The organism is Veillonella parvula, assembly GCF_048309325.1.
In the GTDB taxonomy this organism is placed as follows: domain Bacteria; phylum Bacillota; class Negativicutes; order Veillonellales; family Veillonellaceae; genus Veillonella; species Veillonella parvula_T.
The window spans coordinates 335917-352488 of the sequence record NZ_DBFBTX010000004.1; the positions used below are offsets into that span (position 1 = coordinate 335917).

Below are 16572 nucleotides of genomic sequence, written 5' to 3' on the forward strand. Positions count from 1 at the left end.
TGTACATAGGATGCAAGATAGCTATATTCCCTCTATAAACGCTTTACACCCAATACACAACTAACAACACTAAATACAATAGTCCTATCTATGTCTTACACCTAATAGGCCTAACTATAGTAAAAGTAATCACTTAATTATATACAGTATAATCATATAACTACTTATCTATATAACTACATAAATACATAAAGAAGTATATTAAACAAGCTTTGTTTCTTCCAAGCTAAGTTTTCTAAGTACCTTGTCAAGCACCGCTGCACCCGTTACGATATCATCCATTTCAGCAAATTCTGCAGGATTATGACTAATGCCATCACGGCATGGAATAAAGATCATTCCCGTCGGAACTGCCTCCGCCCAATGCATCGCATCATGACCGGCACCACTCGGCATTGTCATGTACTCCACACCGACAGACTTAACAGCTTCTTCGATTTCTCGAATCATCGCCGGGTGCATCTCCACTGGATGGTCCTGTGCAATTGTTTCAATTGTATACGATAATCCACGTTTTTCTGCAGTAATATCGATAAATTCCTTAACGAGAGTAACTACAGAATTGCGAGCTACCTTAGAAATGCTACGAATATCTACCCCTAGCTTTACAGCACCAGGAATGACATTCATCGCCCCTGGTGTAACCTCCACAATACCGACAGTTCCCACAACGGGTGGTTCCTCTTGCATGGATGCAATCTCCTCGATACCGAGGATGATTTTTGAAGCTCCACATAGAGCATCATGACGCAGGTTCATCGGTGTAGCGCCACTATGATCAGCATTACCACGAATGGTTACATAGAATCGCTCTGGCGCGGCAATACCAGTCACAATACCAATCGTTTTCTGTTCGTGCTCCAGCACCTTGCCTTGCTCAATATGAATTTCTGTGAAAGATTTTACAGGCCGTTTATATGCCATTGTTTCAATCCCATCGGGATTTAAGTTGCGGTCTTTCAAGGCTTCATACAAGGAAATCCCTTGTTTATCCACCAATCGGTGTAAATCTTGTAATGTCAATTCACCACGCATAGCCTTACTGCCTAGTGTAGCATTCCCAAAGCGACCGGACTCTTCGCACATAAAGGACACCACAGCGATGGTATGATCATGTTCATAGCCATCATCGGTCATGCTACGAATTACTTCAATGGCAGATAACACGCCGACCACACCATCGTAATTGCCTCCATTGGGCACGCTATCCGTATGAGACCCCACCATAACAACTGGTAAATCTGGTTTCTTACCAATCTTATAGCCAATGACATTACCAAAATCATCGGTCTCAACGGTTAGTCCCGCATCGGTCATGCGATCTATAATATATTGACGTCCTGCCCAATCTGCATCGGTGAAAGCAAGGCGATTAATGCCCTCACCAGGAGCCGTCAATTGGGCCATAGCCTCAAAATCCTTAACCAATCGCTCTCGTTGAATCATGTAACACCTCACAATCTATTACATCAATTACTGACAAACCATATGGTGCTAGTCCATAAAGCCTATTTTAAATAGTGAGCAGCAATTGTCCCTAATGCTACGATACCATTTAGCATATCTTCTTCATCGATATCAAAGAGCGGATTGTGATGCGGTGCTTTAATGGCAGATCCCACAACCATATAGGTCGCTCTACCACCGCGATCGATGACACGATTCAAGAAGTACGCACAGTCTTCACTACCGCCACCGCTGTAATCGAAGGGAACCTCTTTAAAGATCCCAAGTGGTTCCACGATAGCTTGTACTTCACGAGCTAAATCATCGCTGATGCGACCTGCCGGAGTTTCTCCTTGTTTTGTAATTTCAAAGGTGCAATCATGCATTTCTGCAGCACCTTTAATAATAGTCTTCGACCGTTCAATCATGTAATCATTGATTTCTGTCGTAGCACCACGAGTTTCTAGTTTAAGCACCGCTACATCAGGCGTCACATTGCGACCTGTACCGCTTTCAAAAACACCTACATTCATGCGCGAAGCGCCTTGACTATGACGAGCGATGGCTTGTAAGTTAAGAACCGCTGTACAGCCGGCGAGCATTGCATTTTGTGCCTTTTCTGGAGAGCCCCCGGCATGAGCAGAATAACCATGGAACACCGCATCAAGTTTTGTAGTGGCCAAGAAGCCATGATCGCTACAAGCAAAGCAATTGGATAATTTTTCGTTAAACCCAATATGCATGCCGAACATCAAATCTACATCATCTACTACGCCTGCTTCCGCCATTGCTTTAGCACCGCGCACGCCTTCCTCTGCTGGTTGGAAGATAAGTTTAATTGTGCCTTTGAATTCATCCTTGTGAGTAGCCAAGTATTCGGCAAGACCTAACCCCATCGTCATATGTGCATCATGACCACAGGCGTGCATCGCTTTATCATGACAAGAACGGAATCCTTCCTTTGTAGGCACATGGCTATCCTCTTTAGCTTCGATGACATCGTTAGAGTCCATATCTACACGAAATGCTACTACAGGGCCTTCACCACCAAAGTTCATAGTTGCAACAATGGCCGTTTTACCATAACTCATCTTTTCTACAAGCTCAGGATTAGCGCCTTCTTTGATGGCTCGATCCATAGCAGCTTTCATAACCTCATCACTAGGCAATCCCATGCGAGAATCTAAATCAAGTACATCCGCCCCTAACGCCACATCATAGCCCAAAGAAATAAGCGTATCCGCTACCTTCGCAGCAGAGCGATACTCAAGCCAAGCAGGCTCAGGGTACATATGAAAGTCGCGACGCATAACGATTAACGCATCGCGCCGTTGTTGTACGAAATCTTTTACAGACATAAATACCTCCTTAACAAACTAATAATCACGTATACATTTACTATATGAATAGATAGGTAAATAGTCAACTAAATGGAGCATGTATACAGTATCTAAAATATACTGTATGTTATAACAAAAAACACATATACCACGAAATGATTTCTGTGATATATGTGTGCTTATCGGTTTATTCTAATATTGTTTTATTCAGTTTTGCCAGTACTTCTCGTTTAATAGTTCGTTGTCTATCCCAAGCAATGATAACAACGGTAGCAATAATCATAGCCATACCAATTAGCCCTAATAGACTAAATTCATTTCCTAAAAAAGCCCATCCAAAGAAAGCCGCCGAAATAGGTTCAATAGATGACAAAATAGATCCTGGTACGGCCCCAATTCGTTTAACCCCTTCTAAATAGGCATTGAAAGATACTATCGTCCCTAGGAATATGACATTGAAACAACCAATAACAGTCCATACGTCCCACACTGCATATGAATTCGGTTGATGGAATAATATAGCGGCTACAATACCACTAATAAACATCCCAAACCCTACAATAGGCAATGTGCCATATTTGTAGAGTAAATCAACAGGAGAAATACTATATACGGCTACACCGACAGCAGATAAAAGCCCCCATACGAGAACCATTAAAGGGAAGCTTTCAATAGAAAGGCCATCATCATTGCCCATTAAACAAATGGTCCCCACTAAGGCCAGTATAACAGAAACCATTTCCCCCTTGGATGGTCGTTTACCATAGCGAACCAGCAGGTAAATAATAATCATAGACGGCGCCAGATATTGTAATACCGTTGCAATGCCAGCTCCAGCTAAAGCAATGGATCTGAAGTATGTATATTGGCATAATGCCATTCCAAATACGCCAAAAACAATGAGCCCTAGCGTATCCTTTATACTATGAAATACATTAAAGATAGAGTTTCCAAATCTAAACCATGCATAAATAACAGTTAGTAAACCTGCTGTAATCAATCGCATAGTTACTAGCCATTCCAAATTCATATCTCTAAAATTGCTTAAGAACTGTACGGATGCACCTGATACGCCCCATAAAACAGCGCCTAATAGAGTTATAATAACACCAATAACTTCATATTGTTTCATGCTAGTCACCAAGCAAAGATACGTGAACTTTCACAACCACCTTACGAATTTTGATAGGTTTATCGTTTACAGCAAGCAAAGGTCGATGAACATCAGAGGGGAAGAATACAGTGTAGTACCCTTCTGGGCAATGGATTTGCCCTTCATCAACCGCTTCATTAGGATAAAAATAGCAATCTCGATCTGGATAGGACTCCACAGGTTTAACAAGCCCTTTATCTACGAAAAAGCCCATGTTTTCCTCGCCGCTCACCATAAATTGAATATCTACATAATTACGGTGCGATTCCGGTTTTGTAGCTTCAAATAGTTTTGTTTCTACATCGTCTACGTTAGCATACATCATGTCGCCTTCAATGGCATGACGTCCTCCAGGCAATGTTTTCAAATCTGTGTTTTTCAAGAAATCCAAAGCGCGCACAATGGCTTTAGGATAGCCCATTTTTGTATAATCTGCGGTAATACTAGAGAAAAACATACACAATCCTTTCACAATATCTATGGATATGGCACCACAATAAACTAATTATATTACCTTTTATGTTAGCACATATATACATAAAGAACTAGCTATTCTCTTATGTAAAAGCCCTCCATACGCTACATATATGGAGGGCCTCAGTAAAATACTATTCAAATTTATGACTTTCGTCAATTATTACACTATGAAATTGTTACAGTATTAAATTGTTACATTATGCAATTGTCTATTCAGTTGTAATGATTCAAACTGTATTAGATACAGCATGTGGCCATTACCTTATTCTTGGGTTTTATGAGCAGCGATAATTTCTTCCGCTTGCTTATGGGGAACCTCCTCATAGGTATAGAACTGACGATTAAATACACCTTGACCTTGGGTAATGGAGCGTAATGCAGTCACATAATCGGACATTTCAGCCAATGGTACTTGTGCTTTAACAACAGAAATACCTGTTCTTTCACTTTGTTCCATGCCTAACACACGACCTCGACGGCTATTCAAATCACCCATGATGTCGCCCATGAAAGCATCTGGTGCAAACACGTTGACTTCATAGATTGGTTCTAATAGGACTGGTTTCGCCTTAGGAATCACATCCTTGATCGCCTGTGACGTAGCTACTTTAAATGCTAACTCTGAGGAGTCTACACTGTGGTAAGATCCATCCAAGAGTGTCACTTGCACGCCAATCATAGGATATCCTGCAATTAGGCCTTTATCTAGGGTTTCTTTGGCACCCTTTTCCACTGCTGGTATGTATTGTTTAGGTACAGCACCACCAAAAATTTTGTCTACGAATGCAAATTCGCTACCATCATATAATGGATCCACTTGAATCTTAACGTGACCATATTGACCATGACCGCCACTTTGTTTCTTATACTTAGACTCGGTTTCAGCAGAGCCTTTAATGGTTTCGCGGTATGGAATATATGGAGCCACAAGTTTAGCTTGTACGCCGTATTTACGGTCCATTTTGTTGAGGATATGCTCGAGATGTACTTCACCCATACAATCGATTTGTAATTGGCGAGCTTCAGCATTTTTCACTACTACGCAAGTAGGATCTTCTTCTGCCACTTTAAGAACAGCACTAGCTAATTTTTCCTCCTCACCTTTTTTCACTGGTTCCATAGCCACAGTGTATAGAGGTTGAGGGAAACGGATAGCATCGTATGTCACTTTAAAGTCAGGAGCCGTTAATGTATCGCCGGTCTTAGCATTGGCCAATTTCGGTATCACTACGATATCGCCAGCTTTAGCAGCAGATACAGGGATTTGTTGCTTCCCGATAAGGGTAACCATCTTGCCCCATTTTTCTTCTACACCTTGGTTTACATCATAAAGGCGATCGCCTTCTTTCAGTTCACCAGAGAAGATACGTACAAAGCTTTGTTTGCCTGCGAATGGGTCTAACAATGTTTTAAATACGAATGCAGTTAATGGTTTATCTACATGTACAACACATTGTTCGCCGGTTTCCGCATCAGTTGCGGTCATCACTTTTTTAGTTGCATCCGGCATGTAACGGATCATACGATCCAATACTTGATCTAAGCCAATACGAGATGTGGCACTGCCACACATGATTGGGCACACACGGCCACTAATCATCCCTTCACGCAAGCCTTGGCGGATTTCCTCTAAGGATAATTCTTCGCCTTCTAAATATTTTTCCAACAACTCATCGCTACCTTCAGCCGCGGCTTCTACGGTCATTTCCCGAATTTCTTGAGCCTTTTCGATAAGGTGAGCTGGTACAGCGACCTCTGTTGGTTGGCCGTCCTTATAAGTAAACGCAGTCATTTTCGCTACGTCTACAACGCCTTCAAAATCGGCACCTTCACCGATAGGAATCTGCAATGGCATAATGCCTTTGCCAAATAATTCCCGCATTCTTTCAATAGTGCCAAAGAAATCAGCACCATCGACATCCATTTTATTGATAAATGCCATGCGAGGCATTTGTAATTCAACTGCATAATCCCATGCGCGAACTGTGTCAGTTTCTACACCAGATGTGGAGGATAGCACCATCAACATGCCATCACAAGCACGCAAAGCGGCACGAACTTCGCCATGGAATTCGTTATAGCCTGGAGTGTCTATGAAGTTAACCTTATGGTCATGCCACTCACATGGCGCCATGCCCAATTGAATAGTTACATTACGTTTAATTTCTTCCGGTTCAAAGTCCATAATATGTTTATTATCTTGACCTTTACCTACGAAATCAACCGCACCAGAAGTTAACAACAAGGATTCAACAAGAGCTGTTTTACCCGCACCATCGTGGGAAACAACAGCAACGTTTCTAATTTTATCACTACTGTACTCTTTCATTGGAATCGCCTCCTTACTGGCAAATTACGGCTTTGCTAATACATTTCGACACTACAATAAAAAAATCCTCTTTTTCTGAGAAAAATTTCTTAGAAAAGGAGGATTATATAATAATACTAAATTATAACGAAAATTTTAGTATTCCTATGTAGATCCTAAACTTAATTAAATTATTAATAAGACTTTATCGGTATATCCTATATATAGATGGGACTAGTGCCCTCACAAAGTTATAAAAAAGACGGTCTGTACTTGTGCCGCGACATCAGGAACGAGGAGCAAGCAAGTATAGACCGTCTTTTTTAATTAAGTTGTCGTTATGTAACGGGGCCCCATCTATATATAGGCAATACTAAGGACAAGGATATAGTCAAGTAAATAATTTAGTTAGAACATAGAATACTAAAATTTCCCCGTCCGTTTACCGTAGTGTTTAGAATCCCCATTTTGTTTCCAACCTACTGTATCACCGATGGACATTACGCGGCGCGTCAAGCAGTCTTTACATTGTTCTGCATTGTCGTCCACGCAAGGTTTATTATCATATAGCAAATATTTTGCACGGTGTTCAGGAATGGTGATGATAGGCATTAGGATATTTGCGCCTGCGGCTAAGCCTTTTTCACGGCCTAGTTTATCTAGTGCTTGTAAGGCAGTAGTTGCCGCAATGTTTACGTCTTTCAAGAATAAACGAGTTAAGGCAATCATCTTGAGGCCCAGTTGAACTCGTCGCAACTTGCCCTCTTCATCATCAATGCCCATTGCCAATGCTTCTTGGCCTAGAGGCGTATCATGATGCACCACATAAGGGCCCATACCGATCATGTCGATATCCATATCGCGATAGAACAAGATATCATTTACGAGGTCATCTTCTGTTTGCCCAGGTAGACCAATCATAACACCTGTGCCAACTTGGAAGCCCACGCGGCGCAAACGACGTAAACATTCTACGCGCGTCTCAAAGGAATGTAATTCATCACGAGGATGAATCTTATGGTATAAATCTGTATTGGTTGTTTCAATGCGTAATAAATAACGACTCGCACCGGCTTCACGCATGCGGCGGTACGCCTCTTCGCTTTGTTCCCCTACGCACATCGTTATGCCAAGAGAGCCATCGCCAATGGCTTTAATATCGCGAATTAAATCCACAACATAGTCCACAAAAGCATCATCACAGCGTTCACCAGATTGAAGTGTAATGGAACCATATTCATGATCGTATGCCCACTGTGCCATCTTGATGATATCTTCGCGATTCATATCAAAGCGTTCCGTCTTGTCATTTTCACGGCGGATACCGCAATAATTACAATTTTTAATGCATCGGTTTGAGAACTCAATGAGGCCGCGATAATACGCTACAGGCTTTACGTATTTTGCCTTCACTTCGTAGGCCTTTTTATATATCAACTGCAACTGTTCTTCATCAGTTACAGACATGAGAAATCGCAATTCCTCCTCTGTCAGCCATTCATCGCCGACGAGGTCTTTTGCAAGAATGTCTTGCACTTGCAAACAATCACTTCCTTTCGTAACGAACCGTCATCGATTCGCTTGGTATGGTAATGGATTCAATGTCAGAGACACAAGTAAATCCATTAACTTCGTGGGGCAAGTCCCGCACATATTTCACTTGTCGAGTTAAACATTCATGAGCCATCACACCGCGACTCATTTTGGAGGACGTACTCATCTGCTTAAACGTATCGCCCCGTAATTCCCAAAATTCAACGGTTACCACCTTTGGATGGTTCACCATTTTTGCATATTCTTTAGATGCTAGGTTTAGGATCCAATCTTCCTTGTGAAAGTATGCGTCCACCGCATCACGCCATGTATCGTATAGATTAATGCCCACCTTATCGACCATATCAAGTCGATAGTCGCGCACCCCCATATTAGGTTCAACGACACCATACAATGCAGACAGCACAACGAGATGGCTTTCACCAAAGTCCTTGGCTTCGTCAGATAAGTTCGACCAGTCCAAATATTTGAAAGCAATGCCATCGTAACTTTCACAGGCACGACCTACGGGATGAGCCTCAAAAGACTGGTAAAAATCAAAGAGAGCCTGTGCCTTATCATCCTTTAATTTCAAAGCCTTTCCAAGAGTTACAACATCGAGAGATTGTACATGAGTTATAATCTTTTTCGTGATATTCGGCTGAAATTGGCCGTCTCGGACTGCATGATGTACTGCCTCAGCGTTGCTAGCAACATCGGCAATCGTTTTTGTCTTACTAGGAGAGAGGACGATTTTCATGAGATAATTCCGCCTTAATAGATTCCTCTGTCAAATTGTCGATCAATTCAGGGTTCCACAACATGAGAGGCACCGCCACTACGTGGCTTGCTTTCAATTCTTTACATAATTTAATGCATTCTTTAAGATAATTAGAATCTTCATCTACAAGATCGCATACGATAACCACGTGACGACCTTTAAGATTTACACCTTCGTAATCGATGCTTTCAGCAGATACTGTGAGCATGCCGGTTTCCAAGCGGCCTTCGCTCATGTCGTTTAAACGAGACATCAATACATGCTCAAGCATAGTAGATACAGGTGTCACTACGCGGCCAATACCGATAAGAGCCTCAGGTTGTGCATGAACGATAACTGTTTTCTTCCGTTTATCCGTTCTGAACTCAATAAGGGCTTTTTCTAAAGCGCCAAAAAATACGAATAACTGCCAAGGATCAAAGGAGCCTGTTTGGAACATATCGATAACAGAACCATCCTCATCCATATTGAGGCGCGTCAATAACTCTTCAGCAATATCGTTAACCACAACACTAAAATCAGATTGTATTGTCTCTTGTACGTTGATTTCCTTTGCCATTAGGGCCTCCTAGTTTTCCATATATCACACTGCTAAGGAATACTCCAAACAGATATTATATTATCCTTAAAAATATTATTCTTATATTATACTATTCTTAATTGTACCATATTTTATACCCCTCTTGGGTATTCAAAGATACGCTTTTTACATAATAGATACGTTAGCAACATGACAAAAGGACCGCCATAGCGGTCCTTTGTATTCTAATGTTGTACTCTAATCTTGTATTCTAATTCTGTATTCTAATGTTGATTTTATAATAAACCTTTTGGTAACTAACAAAGAATATTCTATTAGCCTACAATCAATAAGTAAATATTCATGATTGTAACGATGATACCTATGCCCCATAAGAGAATATTTGTAAATTTACGGTTCGCGTATTCTCCCATGACCTTGCGGCTGCTTGTCATGTAAAGTTGCAAGAATATGGTGATAGGTAATTGCAAGCTCAAGAACATTTGAGAGAACAATAATGCTTGGAAGGAATCTGTAATAAACACGATCAATAATAATGCTGGAACATATGTTAGTGCCAAGCCTAATCGCGTATGGAAGTCTTTCATATCATAAGATTCGCCAAACATTCCTGCAAAGATACTAGCCCCCGCCATACCTGCCGTAGCAGATGAGGCAAAGCCTGCAAATAACAATGCCATCGCAAAAATAATACCCGCTGCCGGTCCAATGAGTGGTCGCAACAACTCCTCAGCCTGTTCAAGCTCTGTTACTTCAATACCATGAGCAAAGAAAACAGCCGCCGCCAATATAATCATGGCGGAGTTAATCATCCACCCAATCCCCATAGATAACAAAGTATCGAGGAATTCATAGCGTAACTGCCGTTTCATTATCGCTGGATCTTGTGTATTGAACTGGCGACTTTGGATGATTTCAGAGTGCAAAAACAAGTTGTGAGGCATAATTACGGCCCCTAATATACTCAAAATAACGAGCATCGATGTATTAGGAATATTAGGATCCACCCAACCGATACCAGCCGCTGCCCAATCCACATTGACCATATTTACCTCAACGAGGTACGCCAATGCGATAAGGGATACAAAACCAGCAATGATTCGCTCTAATTTACGATAGGAGTTCGTAATGAGCATGACCGTACAGATAAGAGCCGTCAAAATGCTACCTATCAAGATAGGAATACCAAAGAGCATCTTCAAGGCGATAGCGGCGCCAATAAACTCAGCCAAGGCTGTCGCTGCCGCCGCAATTCCTGCCGTGCTAAGCACAAAGCGAGATGCATAACGCGGTAAGAACTCATAAGCACATTCCGACAAGCATTGACCGCGTACAATGCCTAAATGCGCCACATTATGTTGTAATAAAATGAGCATAATCGTAGATAATGTGACTACCCACAATAATTCGTAACCATAACTAGCACCAGCTGCCAAGTTAGCAGCCCAGTTGCCCGGATCGATAAATCCAACGGTTACGATTATACCAGGTCCTATATATTTAAAGACCTCACTTACCTGCTGCTTACCGTTTTGATGGGCAGTAAACAACTGTTTCTTAAAAAAATCAATCATTATAACCCCTTACTAAGAGTTATAGAGTGAACGTCATCTCCGTCTGCATACGAGCATCTGTTTTGGACTTTTTATCCTTGGAATCAGCGTAACGAATACGCACTTCATTATTTACCTTAACGCGAAAATCATCAATTTTGAATTTCTTCATTTTTTCTTTGATTTGTTCATCTGTTAAAGCGCGTTCTTCCGGTTTTGCTACTTCATCACCAGCCTTATCAAGAGCCTCTTGTTGATCCTTGGATATTTGATACGTCTTACCAGATTTTTTAGCCTTTTCAGCACGCTTTTCATCTAGTTTTTGACGGCGCTCATCAGTAGCTTTTTTATCACGAGCAATACGATAGTCCATTACATCACGCATATTTTCTTGGTAAATACGCAATGCATATTCCCGATCATTATCGTTCATTTGCTCACGTTTTGTGACTACCTCATCGATAAGCGGCATAAGCTCATCCTTTGTATAGCTAGTACCATCAAAAGTAAATCCGTGGGTATCTGTAATAGCACCATGTTTAATGAGCCTTTGTAACGCTGTATATGTCCAATCATTAGGCGTAATAACATCTGAGTTTATATGCTGTTGTCCTTTACTAGAACTACTAACAGTCTCAACATCAGCACTTACGCCATCCACCATAGGACGTGCACTTGGGATGGCAATACTTTCAGCATGACTAAACCCAACAGACGCAACGAGGCATAATGCGCCAATGCCTAACGCTCGACGGATACGATTCATTTGACGTATATGTTTTGTATTCATAAGAGTCTCCTTAAAATTACATTTTATACAATCTATTATATGAAACCCCTAGACATACGTCAACTCTATACCCTTACACACCTGTGTCATTCAATAGTAATAAGGCCTTGGACTCACTCGAATCCTCACAAATTAGGCCTATATAAATAATATAATAAATTAATATATTATACAAAAAGACCTCACATCGGATGATGTGAGGTCTTTACATGGCGGAGGATTAGGGATTCGAACCCTAGCGACGGTAACCCGCCCTAACGATTTAGCAAACCGTCCTCTTCAGCCTCTTGAGTAATCCTCCATGCTTTACTGAGTAATCATATCATACCCAATAAGGCATTGTCAATTGTCTTATTTCAACATGGATTCGATGAACCAGATTTGTTTTACATAGTATGCAACGTGATCTTCCATCATGCTTACGAGCAAGAAATCACCTTCTTCATCAGCTGCTGCACGAATTGCTACAGCTTGATCATTCATGTATTTAAAATCTTTAAGAAGGATATCAATTACCTTTGCTTGAGGGATGTCTTCTTGACCCAATTCTTCGATTTTAGTCAATTTTGCGTATTCTGCAGAATTTACCAATGGAAATTGACCTTGCATTTTCACATGTTCTGCTACGGCATCAAAGTATTCAAAAGCTTCATCATAAATAGATTCCAAGTATTCATGAATGGATTTGAATTGCGGACCAGTTACATTGAAGTGTAGGTTATGTAATTTCACATTCCATACGGAAAGATCTGCTAAATATTGATTTACTTGTTGTACGTTTTTCATAATAAAACTCCTTTTTTCACTTAATTCTCAATTATAGTTTATTCTAAAAGCAGAACAAACACAGTTGGCTTCTACGCCATCAATTCGTTTATTTAATTTATAATCAATATTGATTATGTTTATATTCTACCAATAATGATTTTCCATGTCAATATATGAATAGATATTTTTGTATAAAAGTTTAATGAAAACATCATAACCATACTAGTTCAAACATATCCCCAATCCAATACAATACAATACAATCCATACCAAATCTAAATCCAATACTTCACAGAATCATATTTCTACGAATCATAAAAAACCTCTAACTACTAGTTAATCTAATAGTTAGAGGCTTGTATGATTCTATATTCAATATGACTCTATATTAAAAATGATTATATATTAAATACGCTTTTATATTAAATATAGTATTCTATGTAATTATCAGGAATCTTCTTCTCCTCTGCTTGTGCAGCAGCTGCATTGCGACTAGGTTTACGGACATACATATTTTCTGGATCTGTTTCAAAGATTACCATATCCTTAGGAATATCATGTTTAATAACGAGATTACAGCCAATCTTCGTGCGCGCACCAATCGTAATATCTCCTAAAATTTTTGTACCCGTACCGATGAGTACATCATCTTCAATGGTCGGATGACGCTTTACCTTTTTAGAAGACATCCCACCTAGTGTTACTTGATGGAACAAGGTTACATTATCGCCTACAATAGCCGTTTCACCAATAACAACCCCCATACCGTGATCGATAAAGAGACCGCGACCAATCGTCGCGCCTGGATGGATTTCAATGCCCGTTACATGACGAGAATGGAGAGCCACACGACGGGCCAAGATGGGCCACCCCGCCTTATATAGACGGTGGGCAAAGAAATGCCAGAACAAAGCAGTAATATGCGGATATGTCCATATAACCATCCATACACTTGTGGCAGCTGGGTCAGAATCCATTACGCGCTTAATATTATATTGAATTTTGCCCCATAATTCGCGCAAACCTTGCATCATAGTGACTCCATCTCAAATAACTCTACTTAACATTCTACAGAAATATAGATATATCTAGTATACAACATATTGGGTCTATATTCCTATATATAAGGCTTTATATCTATATAGAACCTATTCTTTTACCAATCTAAAATTCAGTATTGTATCTATCTGAAATCTATTATTTAACGTATTCGTTGTTGCCAAAGTCCAAGAGGGATAAATATTTCTCTACTCCATCAGGTGCAATAACAACGATGTTCGCCTTAGGTAATTCACGAGCCATGCGTTTTGCCGCTACAATGGCCGCCCCCGCGGAAAGGCCAATAGAGATACCACTTTCACGCATAAAGGTTTGCACCTCACTAAAAGCTTCTTCGTCACTTACAGTTTGCACGCCATCCATCAATGTTTGGTCAAAGTTTTCAGGAATGAAGCCAGCCCCAATCCCTTGAATTTTGTGAGGGCCGCCCTTACCTTCGGTAATAGCAGGAGATCCCGTTGGCTCTACAGCAATAGCTTTTAGATTAGGATTATGTTCTTTCAATCGTCTTGTAACGCCTGTGAAAGTACCACCTGTACCGATCCCCGCTACAAATACATCGACATTTGGCACTTGTTCTACGATTTCAGTACCCGTCGTGCAGTAATGCATATCTGGGTTTGCAGGATTTACGAATTGCCCCAAGGTGAAAGCATTGGGATACTTCTCTAAAATTTCATTGGCCCGCTCAAGAGCCCCCTTCATACCTGTTTCTTTTGGAGTTAAGATGAGCTGCGCCCCATACGCCTTAATAAGCTCACGGCGTTCTTTACTCATACTTTCAGGCATGATAATCACTGTTTTAATATGTAGAATAGCACCTACCATAGCAAGAGCGATTCCCGTATTACCACTTGTGGCTTCTACAATGATGCTATCCTCATGGATGCGACCTTGCTCTTTTGCAGCCTGTAACATACCGAGTACAGCACGGTCTTTTACAGAACCACCTACATTATATTTTTCAAGCTTTACATAAATATTGGTATTTGGCAATTGATATATCGGTGTTTTACCAATAAGTTCAGTTGTTTGGTTTGTTACTATACTCATCTAATTCTCCCTCTAGCAATAGATGATAAAAATCGCCCTTAGGAACATCCCAAGGACGATTTTATATTGCACCTTGTTATTCACCATATACGGGGTATAACCGTTTATGTATTCCAATTAATACAACCATACTCTAACATTTGAATCATTTCATTGTCAAGAGAATGAGAACGACTTTTAAAACCCTAAAAATACAGGAAATAACTAGCTTTATCTATTTTTTTTGTAAGTGCGTCAAGTACCCCATCCCATGTGATGGGTACCATTATAATGATGAGGGCCAATCCAATAAAGAAAATTGCTCCTACCAAGACTGTAAGACGAGGGATAAGAGATATAGCAATGCTACTAACTAAGTGCGATACTTTAGTTATATCATGATGTAACGCTACATGACCCCATAAGAAACCAGCAACTACATAGGTGATAATATATGGGTCGAAAATGATTAGGGTCGTCAATTCATTATCAACATGCATAATCCGGTTAATACTCGGAGACACTAATACATTTACAAGTATAGCTAGGATTTTAAACCATACTAGGCACACGATATAAGGCCACATTGTTTTTATCGTCATTTTCAGCATATAGAGCAAACCCACCAAGCTCGCTCCAAGAGATCCTCTTTGGCTCCACATGTACTGCTCCATCCAAGATGACTTCTGTTTACCTGCATCTACTTGGTCATAATAAAAGGATAAATCCCGTTCTCCATGAGCTAAATCAACGAGCCCTAACACTTGAAACAACACAAGCGAAAAGACTAGAATAACACCTATTTGAAAGCTTTCACTAAAGAACATGTCCATGGGATCGAAATCAAGATAGCCAATGTTAAAAAGATTACCATACACATCGTGAAACGCAATATATATACCATTCGTTACGAGCACATCTAACACAAATAAGAGCAACACAAACATGATATATCCGTTCCAGCGAGTCCATTTACTTTGTTCTCTTAAATGAGTGTGAGTCCCTACGATTATTGACGCAGGTTGTAAAGACAAGGTCACCCCCATCATAAAACAAATAGTAAAGGATGCGACCATTGTTAAATATTCGTATGCCATATTAACGGTATGCTACGCGCTCAGGCTGCATGTCGTGGAAATGAAGGCGCTCTTTTGCCGTCTTTTCCCACTCTGTACCAGGCTTGCCGTAATTTGCGTATGGATCGATGGACAAGCCACCGCGCGGCGTAAACTTACCCCACACCTCGATATATTTAGGATCCATCAGCTTCACAAGATCTTTCATGATAATGTTGATGCAGTCCTCGTGAAAGTCCCCATGATTGCGGAAACTAAACAGATACAACTTCAAAGACTTGGACTCAACCATTTTCTTATCTGGCACATAAGAAATATAGATTGTGGCAAAGTCTGGTTGACCTGTCATAGGACACAAACTTGTAAACTCAGGACAATTAAACTTAACGAAATAGTCATTATCAGGGTGTTTATTATCAAACGCCTCCAACACCTGTGGCGCATAATCAGTTGGATAATCGGTCTTGTGACCTAACATCGTTACCCCTTGTAACTCTTTTTCAGATCTGCCGGATGCCATAAGGAACCTCTTTCTATAAATTCTATAACTCTATAACTCTATAATTAGATATACTAAATAATTCATGTAACACTTAATTATAGCATATAAAGAACGACCTCTAGCACTACTTTCTCCTGTAAACCATCTAATAAGAGAATCTCCCTTTTTAATAGAATTTCCCCCTTTATAATTCATACAGTAAATCTATAGTAA

General features: G+C 40.4%; 15 protein-coding genes and 1 tRNA gene. All 16 read right to left on the reverse strand.

Features of this window, described 5'->3' with window-relative positions; genetic code table 11:
- Positions 1–201 precede the first annotated feature (201 nt).
- Positions 202–1446 (reverse strand): M20 family metallo-hydrolase, encoded by a 1245-nt coding sequence (locus ACMKPP_RS04130; protein WP_279008087.1) that lies wholly within the window; start codon positions 1444–1446, stop codon positions 202–204.
- Positions 1447–1508: 62 nt separating this feature from the next.
- Complete coding sequence (locus tag ACMKPP_RS04135) at positions 1509–2804, reverse strand: amidohydrolase (RefSeq protein WP_279008085.1); 1296 nt, start codon at positions 2802–2804, stop codon at positions 1509–1511.
- A gap of 169 nt (positions 2805–2973) precedes the next feature.
- Positions 2974–3918, reverse strand: coding sequence for a DMT family transporter (locus tag ACMKPP_RS04140; protein ID WP_279008083.1), 945 nt, complete (start codon positions 3916–3918; stop codon positions 2974–2976).
- A gap of 1 nt (position 3919) precedes the next feature.
- A complete protein-coding gene (locus ACMKPP_RS04145) occupies positions 3920–4396 on the reverse strand; it encodes a NanQ anomerase/TabA/YiaL family protein (RefSeq protein ID WP_118091102.1) in 477 nt (158 codons plus the stop codon).
- 282 nt (positions 4397–4678) lie between these two features.
- Positions 4679–6745, reverse strand: a complete 2067-nt coding sequence (gene fusA, locus ACMKPP_RS04150; RefSeq protein ID WP_008603194.1) for an elongation factor G — start codon at positions 6743–6745, stop codon at positions 4679–4681.
- A 402-nt stretch (positions 6746–7147) separates the two neighbouring features.
- Positions 7148–8266 (reverse strand): [FeFe] hydrogenase H-cluster radical SAM maturase HydE, encoded by a 1119-nt coding sequence (hydE, locus tag ACMKPP_RS04155; RefSeq protein WP_418369310.1) that lies wholly within the window; start codon positions 8264–8266, stop codon positions 7148–7150.
- 4 nt (positions 8267–8270) lie between these two features.
- Entirely contained in the window at positions 8271–9017 is a 747-nt protein-coding gene (locus ACMKPP_RS04160) for a YaaA family protein (protein WP_418369311.1), read from the reverse strand.
- Positions 8995–9597: a hypothetical protein gene (locus ACMKPP_RS04165; RefSeq protein WP_004694153.1), complete on the reverse strand. Its 603-nt coding sequence runs from the start codon at positions 9595–9597 to the stop codon at positions 8995–8997. The genes ACMKPP_RS04160 and ACMKPP_RS04165 overlap by 23 nt, the downstream gene beginning before the upstream one ends.
- A 296-nt stretch (positions 9598–9893) precedes the next feature.
- On the reverse strand, positions 9894–11153 hold the full coding sequence (locus ACMKPP_RS04170) for an Nramp family divalent metal transporter (RefSeq protein WP_418369312.1): 1260 nt from the start codon (positions 11151–11153) through the stop codon (positions 9894–9896).
- A gap of 19 nt (positions 11154–11172) precedes the next feature.
- Positions 11173–11922, reverse strand: coding sequence for a hypothetical protein (locus ACMKPP_RS04175; RefSeq protein WP_418369313.1), 750 nt, complete (start codon positions 11920–11922; stop codon positions 11173–11175).
- Positions 11923–12132: 210 nt separating this feature from the next.
- A tRNA-Ser gene (locus ACMKPP_RS04180) sits at positions 12133–12223 on the reverse strand.
- Positions 12224–12273: 50 nt separating this feature from the next.
- Entirely contained in the window at positions 12274–12708 is a 435-nt protein-coding gene (locus ACMKPP_RS04185) for a Dps family protein (protein WP_004697769.1), read from the reverse strand.
- A gap of 404 nt (positions 12709–13112) precedes the next feature.
- Positions 13113–13724 carry a serine O-acetyltransferase EpsC gene (epsC, locus tag ACMKPP_RS04190; protein WP_105086845.1) on the reverse strand — a complete coding sequence of 204 codons (612 nt, stop codon included), beginning with the start codon at positions 13722–13724 and terminating at the stop codon, positions 13113–13115.
- Positions 13725–13887: 163 nt separating this feature from the next.
- Positions 13888–14802 carry a cysteine synthase A gene (cysK, locus tag ACMKPP_RS04195; protein ID WP_418369314.1) on the reverse strand — a complete coding sequence of 305 codons (915 nt, stop codon included), beginning with the start codon at positions 14800–14802 and terminating at the stop codon, positions 13888–13890.
- A gap of 185 nt (positions 14803–14987) precedes the next feature.
- Entirely contained in the window at positions 14988–15878 is an 891-nt protein-coding gene (locus ACMKPP_RS04200) for a hypothetical protein (RefSeq protein WP_418369315.1), read from the reverse strand.
- A gap of 1 nt (position 15879) precedes the next feature.
- Positions 15880–16377, reverse strand: a complete 498-nt coding sequence (gene queF / locus ACMKPP_RS04205; protein WP_004697960.1) for a preQ(1) synthase — start codon at positions 16375–16377, stop codon at positions 15880–15882.
- Between the last annotated feature and the right edge of the window lie 195 nt (positions 16378–16572).

Excerpts from the sequence above, each read along its gene's own strand:
- ACMKPP_RS04130 (WP_279008087.1), bottom strand. The coding sequence starts at position 1,446 with ATGATTCAACGAGAGCGATTGGTTAAGGATTTTGAGGCTATGGCCCAA.
- ACMKPP_RS04135 (WP_279008085.1), bottom strand. The coding sequence starts at position 2,804 with ATGTCTGTAAAAGATTTCGTACAACAACGGCGCGATGCGTTAATCGTT.
- ACMKPP_RS04140 (WP_279008083.1), bottom strand. The coding sequence starts at position 3,918 with ATGAAACAATATGAAGTTATTGGTGTTATTATAACTCTATTAGGCGCT.
- ACMKPP_RS04145 (WP_118091102.1), bottom strand. The coding sequence starts at position 4,396 with ATGTTTTTCTCTAGTATTACCGCAGATTATACAAAAATGGGCTATCCT.
- fusA (WP_008603194.1), bottom strand. The coding sequence starts at position 6,745 with ATGAAAGAGTACAGTAGTGATAAAATTAGAAACGTTGCTGTTGTTTCC.
- ACMKPP_RS04160 (WP_418369311.1), bottom strand. The coding sequence starts at position 9,017 with ATGAAAATCGTCCTCTCTCCTAGTAAGACAAAAACGATTGCCGATGTT.
- ACMKPP_RS04165 (WP_004694153.1), bottom strand. The coding sequence starts at position 9,597 with ATGGCAAAGGAAATCAACGTACAAGAGACAATACAATCTGATTTTAGT.
- ACMKPP_RS04170 (WP_418369312.1), bottom strand. The coding sequence starts at position 11,153 with ATGATTGATTTTTTTAAGAAACAGTTGTTTACTGCCCATCAAAACGGT.
- ACMKPP_RS04175 (WP_418369313.1), bottom strand. The coding sequence starts at position 11,922 with ATGAATACAAAACATATACGTCAAATGAATCGTATCCGTCGAGCGTTA.
- ACMKPP_RS04185 (WP_004697769.1), bottom strand. The coding sequence starts at position 12,708 with ATGAAAAACGTACAACAAGTAAATCAATATTTAGCAGATCTTTCCGTA.
- epsC (WP_105086845.1), bottom strand. The coding sequence starts at position 13,724 with ATGATGCAAGGTTTGCGCGAATTATGGGGCAAAATTCAATATAATATT.
- cysK (WP_418369314.1), bottom strand. The coding sequence starts at position 14,802 with ATGAGTATAGTAACAAACCAAACAACTGAACTTATTGGTAAAACACCG.
- ACMKPP_RS04200 (WP_418369315.1), bottom strand. The coding sequence starts at position 15,878 with ATGGCATACGAATATTTAACAATGGTCGCATCCTTTACTATTTGTTTT.
- queF (WP_004697960.1), bottom strand. The coding sequence starts at position 16,377 with ATGGCATCCGGCAGATCTGAAAAAGAGTTACAAGGGGTAACGATGTTA.